Raw genomic sequence first — 5,450 nt, 5'->3', positions numbered from 1 at the left:
GGTAGTCGATCATCACCCCCCTTGCGTTGGCGTTTCTGCAAGTACCTGGCCCACCCATCGTGGGGGTCGTTCTGTCGGAGCATTCATGAAGAAGGTGGAAGGCATCATCGAGCGGGCCCTGCAGGCGCAGGTCGCGCTGTACCTCAAGGACGGAAAGCTCGCCTACACGGCTGCTGGCGGCGCAGTGTCGGACGACATCCGCGCTGACATCACCGCTCACAAGAGCGACATCATCGCGTATCTCGCCGCACAGGCCGCCGCAGACGACAGTGGTTGGCCGCTTGAATCCGCCCCCGGGCAGGGCGACCGGCCATTGTCACTGCAGCAGCAGCAGGTCTGGCTTGGCCATACCATCAGCGGGCAGGGGCAGTACAACATCACCAACACGTTCGATCTGCGGGGCACGCTGGACCCTGACCTGCTGCGTCGTACCCTTGACATCATCGTCGAGCGCCATGCAATTCTGCGCACCCTGCACTTGGCAGACGAGGCGGGTAGGGTCGTGCAGCGGGTTGTCGACCCGGCGCGGTTCCATCTGAAGATCTTCGATCTGACGTGGCTCAATGATGCGGCTCAGGAAAAGGATCTCTCCGCCCGCCTGGCTGCAGAGCGCGAAAAGCAGTTCGATCTCGAGCACGATCTGCCACTGCGGGTATCGTGTTTCGTGTGTGCTTCTGGACGTCACGTCCTGTCGATCACCATCCACCACATCGCTTCCGACGGTTGGTCGCAGGACCTGCTGGTGTCGGAGATCTGTACCGTCTACGAGGCACTGCGATCACAGGTCGCACCTCGGCTTCCGCCGCTGAAACTCAACTACGGCGATTACGCCTACAGCCAACGCCGGGCACTGGAGGAAGGGCGTTTCGCACATGAGCAGGCGTACTGGGAACAGACCCTCGCAGACGCGCCGCGTGAACCACTGCTTCCCACGGATCTGACCCGCCCAAGGGTCTTCGTTGCGTCTGGCACCACCATCGAGCGTCGCTTGGACGCCGGCGCGTTGGCACCACTGAGCGCGCTGGCCACGCAGCACAACATGACGCTGTTCATGCTGATGCAGGCCATTCTTGCCTTGATGATCGGACGCTGGGCAGACCGCGACGACGTGGTCATCGGGACTCCCGTCTCGGGCCGCGACCGTGAGAGCACCCACGGCATCGTCGGTCTGTTTGTGAACGTGCTGCCGCTGCGCACCCGCTGCCCCGAGCGCGCGCCCCTGGCCACCTACCTGAAGCAATCACGCCAGCGAACGCTTGAAGCACTTTCCATGCAGGCGCTGCCGCTGGGGCACCTCATCTCGTCATTGAAGATCGAACAGTCAATGGGACACTCCCCGCTGTTCCAGACAGTGTTCAACCTGCAGAACGCGTTGGACACCTCGCCTCTCCTCGGTGATGTCACGCTATCCGCGCTGCCACAGCCTCCGCTCATCAAGTATGACCTCGAGCTCGTTGCCCTCCAGGATGCGACGGGGCTCATGCTGAGCTGGAAGTATGCCGACCACCTGTTCCTTGACGGCACCATCCAGATGCTTGCCGACGCATTCGTCGCCGGCTTGCGACAAGTCGCAGGCGGCGCCGTGGACGACGTGGCGGACCTTGTCTTCGATGGCCTGCTCACGCAATCGGCCCGCATCGGCGATGGGCCCGCGGACGAGTCCAGGCAGGCTGCCGCCATCGTCCAGGACATCCTGGGTGGCCAACCTCTGTGGATGACACAGGGAGGCACTGCCGCTCCGCGCCACGTCGTTCATCTGCTGGCCGATGACGCGCTGGACGCACGGACGCTGCGGGAGCGACAACGTTCAGCCGAGCGCAGAATCGCCGCCACCCTCGGTCAGGCCTGGGTGCCGCATGCGTGGTCGCTGGTGGGGCCGGAGTGCCTGAAAGCTAGTGGAGGCCTCGACCGCCGGAACCTTCCAGCGGTTCACTTTGCGCTTGAGTCAGAGTCGCAGCGACGCGTTGCAGCGGCATGGACCGAGATGCTCGAGTGCGAGCGCATCGGCTTGACTGATGATTTCTTCGATCTTGGCGGCAATTCCATCAAAGCCATGCGTGCGACGTCGCGGTTGTCCGAGCTGTGCTCGGTTGAAATGCAAATCCGTGACATCTTCGAGCACACCACGGTTGCCGACTACGCCCTGGTGCTGGAGGCACGTGGCCTGGCGAAGCGGCCGCTCATTGCCAAGGGCCCATCTGATGGCCGGATGGCGTTGTCATTTGCGCAGGAGAGGGTCTGGTTCATCGACCAGCTCAACGGCGGAAGTCCGGAATACAACATGCCGGCGCTGTTCCAGCTCACGGGCGACTTCGACCTCGGTCTGGCCGAACATGCAATGGGACTCGTGATCCAGCGCCACGAAGTGCTTCGCAGTGTGTACGACACCGACGACGCGGGTGTTGTGCAACGCGTGCTGGACGGGGTGCAGTTCCATGTGTTTCGCCATGATCTGTCCGCGCTGCCATATGCAGATCGCGAGCAACGCCTCGCCACGCTGATCCAGGCCGAGCTTACCCGCCCGTTTGACCTGGCAGCGGACTTGATGGTGCGCGCAACCTACTTTGATACCGGCACTGATGCCGGTGGTCATGCACAGGGCGTGCTACTGTTCAATGTGCACCACATCGCCTGTGATGGTTGGTCGCAGGACCTGCTGGTCAATGAGTTCGTCGTGGCGTACCGGCATCTTGCGGAGGGTGCCGCCGCGCCGGCTGCGCTCCCGATCCAGTACGCGGACTACGCACAGTGGCAGCGACAGTGGATGGACAGCGAGGCGTTCGACCGCCAACTGCAGTACTGGCTGGGGCACCTGGCCGATGTACCGGCGGTGCATGGGCTGCGCCTGGATCGACTACGGCCGGAGGCGAAGGCGTACGTGGGCAGCAGCATCAGCAGCCGCATCGAGCGTGCGGACGCTGCCATGCTGGAGCAGCTGGCCAGGCACTTCCAGCTGACCCCGTTCATGCTCACCCATGCAGCGCTGGCCCTGGTGTTGGCCCGGCACAGCCACGGCAGCGACGTCCTGATCGGCACGCCGGTGGCCAATCGCCATCAGGCGCAGACTGAGCACATGATCGGATTCTTCATCAATACACTCGTGCTGCGCCTGGGGGTGGAGCACGCGACGGTGGCGGACTATCTTGCCGAGGTCAGACAGGTGCATCTGGATGCCCAGTCCAACCAGGACACGCCATTCGAACTGCTGGTTGATCGCCTGCAGGTCCCGCGTACGCCCCGGCACACGCCGCTGTTCCAGGTCATGCTGACAGCCGACTCGGACTACGGCCTCAAGCGCGGCGACGAGCGGGCCCTGCTGGAACTTCCAGGTGCCCACGTGCGGACCTATCCGTTCGAGGGAACCGGCGTCAAGTTCGACATGGAGATCCACAGCCGTTGGACGCCTGACGGCGCGTCGATCAGTTGGACGTACGACCGCAGTATCTTCGACCGTACCAGCATCGAGCGGCTGGACGCACACCTGCACGATGTTTTCGCCGCGCTGGTGGCGCTTGCACAGGACATCGAGGCTGCCGGCAACAGCCCGATGCGGCAATTGGACATCCTCTCAGCCACGCAACGGCACCGCGTGTTGCACGCCTTCAACCCCGCCTGCCACACCGACGAGGCGCTGCGGCCGTTCCACCACCTTGTAGCCGAGCGGGCACGTGCCACTCCCGATGTCCCCGCGGTGATCGCCGGCGATGCGCAGTTGAGTTACGGAGCGCTCGACAGGCTTGCGAACCAGCTTGCGCACCGACTGCTCGCCGAGGGCGTAGCACCGGAGTGCCGTGTCGCCATCTGCGTCGAGCGCGGGCCGGAAATGGTGGTCGCCCTGCTGGCAATCCTCAAGGCCGGCGGTGCCTACGTCCCCTTGGATCCGGCCGCTCCGGCGGGACGCCTGCGGATGCAACTGGACGACAGCCAGCCTGTCCTCGTCCTGACGCACTCGACGCTGGCGCCGCTTCTTCAGGGCGTGGCGTGTCCGTTCCTTGCGTTGGACCAGATCGCCGCGGAAGTCCGTGGGCTGCCCGATACCGAGCCGACCGTTCCCGGCTTGTCGCTCGCTTCGGCCGCTTATGTCATCTACACCTCCGGCTCCACAGGGACACCCAAGGGCGTGGTGGTGGAGCATGGCGGCCTTGCCAACTATCTTCACTGGGCCGTCCGGTATTACGCCAACGATCGCGCAATGGACTCCATCGTGTCGACGCCGCTGGTCTTCGATGCGACGATCACCAGCTTGTTCGTTCCGCTTCTGGTCGGCGGCGCGCTGACGCTGCTGCCGTCGGGAGCGGAGGTGGTGGAGCTCGAACGCCACCTGCTGTCGGCACGCGCGCCATACTTGGTCAAGATCACGCCAGCGCATCTGTCCGTACTCGGCGAGACCCTGGCGGAGGGAAGCTGCCCGGAACATCTGTTCGTTGTGGGTGGTGAGTCCCTGTCCGGTGCGACGGTGAAGCGCTGGCGCCAGGTGTCCCCGACCTCGCGCATCATCAACGAATATGGCCCTACCGAGACGGTCGTGGGCTGCACCTTCTTCGATGCCACCCACTGGAGCGGGCCTGCCGAGGCGGTGCCCATCGGCAGGCCGATCGCCAACGCCACGGTCCAAGTCCTGGACGCCCTGGGTGAGCCGGTGCCTGTAGGTGTGGCAGGCGAACTTTACATTGGCGGAGCAGGCGTTGCCCGGGGCTACCACGGCCAGCCTGTACTGACATCGGAACGGTTCCTGCCGGATCCATTCAGCCACAGGTCCGGCGCACGGATGTATCGCTCCGGCGATGTGGCGCGGTGGCTTGACGATGGAGTGCTTGAATTTCTGGGTCGCAACGACGATCAGGTCAAGATCCGCGGTGTACGCATCGAGCCTGCCGAAATCGAGGCCGCTGCGCGTGGCTGCGCAGGTGTGGCCGACGCTGCGGTGATCTCCCGGGAGCTCGTCAGCGGTGCGGGCCAGGATCTTGTGCTGTATGCCGTGGTGAAGCCCGGCAGCGGTATTGACGCAGCTGCACTGAAGCTGGCGCTGGCCTCGCACCTGCCGTCCTACATGCTGCCGGCGGCGATCGTGTTCCTGCCCGAGCTTCCGCTGACGGCGAACGGCAAGTTGGATCGAGCGGGCTTGCCGCTTCCGGATACGGCATCGGGTCCGGCGCAGCAGTCGCCGCCGGAGACCACGGTGGAGCGCATGCTCCACCGCGTCTGGCAAGGACTGTTGCCGCATGCCGCATTCGGTTGCAACGAGGATTTCTTCTCCATCGGTGGCAACTCCCTGTTGCTGGCACGACTGCAGGGCAGGATACGCGCAGAGTGCGAAGTCGCCGTGCCGATTGGAACCTTGTTCACCTATCGCAGTGTCGCTGCGCAGGCACGCATCATCGAGCGCTTCCTGGCGGTTGCCCGGGCTGAAGAGTCACTCGACGAAGATGTCGTCGAAGAGGATGTCTGAC

At 64.3% G+C, this 5,450-nt stretch carries 1 protein-coding gene; it reads left to right on the top strand.

Going from position 1 to position 5,450, the window contains the following annotated elements; translation table 11 throughout:
* Positions 1–85: 85 nt before the first annotated feature.
* The gene (locus AC3IPM_RS10045; protein WP_489303980.1) at positions 86–5,449 is read left to right on the top strand and encodes an amino acid adenylation domain-containing protein; all 5,364 of its coding nucleotides are present in this window, start codon (positions 86–88) and stop codon (positions 5,447–5,449) included.
* Position 5,450: the final 1 nt, after the last annotated feature.

It is taken from the genome of Stenotrophomonas sp. GL_111 (assembly GCF_057835245.1).
Note: the sequence above shows the minus strand (reverse complement) of the source record. Positions and strands in the feature narration are given on the sequence as shown.